The following is an 846-nucleotide window of genomic DNA, read 5'->3' as shown; positions in this document are numbered from 1 at the left end:
CCTCTTGTCATCGTACCTAACACGCATGCGGTCGAGGGTGTTGATGAACTGGTAGTTGTCTTCCTCATCTTCAAAGATGGTTTGATGATTAATACCACGCATCATCACATGGTAGATACCGGTCATGACAAGGGACATGACAAGGGACAGGTACGTGTCATAGTAAATACTACTATGCTGTTTATCGTCTAAATATCCATTTCGGTGAAGCAAGTCTATCCAATATAGGCTTTCTCGGGCCTCCTTCAAGGCTATATATGACTTTGATTTGAAATCTGCTTTACTAATTGCGCTTGACGCTTCAGCGTTGTTTGCTCCGACACTTGTGCCAGACCTCAAAAGTTGGTTACAAAGATTCGAGACAGCCTGCAAGTGCACAGGAATAGATTTGTTATAGACTCGTTTCCCATTTACCATCTTGTAGCCAGGCTTCTTATTAGCAGCCTGCTCTAACAAGTAGTCATTGAGCTTTATTATGCGGTCGCCAAAAGCCAAGCACTTGGTCTGTATGGCATCGGAGATTTCAGACATGATATAAGATTTCGTTGGATGAGGATTCAACCTTTGTTCATATTGGCAGGGAGGATTCGGTCTACTATGACGAAGGATGCTTCAATATGATAGACGTACACCCATTTACGGTTATGAGATACCATCCGGCGTGCCTCGGGGTGTATCTGACGCAGTGTCATTGATGGGATGACAAGGATGACAAGAGGATGACAAGGGACAGGTACGTGTCATAGGGGGCAAGCTACTTCCTTACGAACTGAATCACTCCCCGACTGATGCCTGTCAGTCGCTCCAGCTGCCGCACTGATGCACCCAACTCTCGCAACAGGCCTA

Annotated in this window: 1 protein-coding gene; it reads right to left on the bottom strand. The window is 45.9% G+C overall.

The genetic code is table 11. The features are described from left to right. On the bottom strand, window positions 1-531 hold a 531-nt coding region (locus tag CIK96_RS02810), incomplete at its 3' end, for a four helix bundle protein (RefSeq protein ID WP_254047063.1). Between the last annotated feature and the right edge of the window lie 315 nt (window positions 532-846).

The sequence above is a fragment of the Prevotella sp. P4-98 genome, from assembly GCF_002251405.1.
Taxonomy (GTDB): Bacteria; Bacteroidota; Bacteroidia; order Bacteroidales; family Bacteroidaceae; genus Prevotella.
The sequence above is the reverse complement of the archived record's forward strand: the minus strand, read 5'-3'. Positions and strand labels throughout refer to the sequence as shown.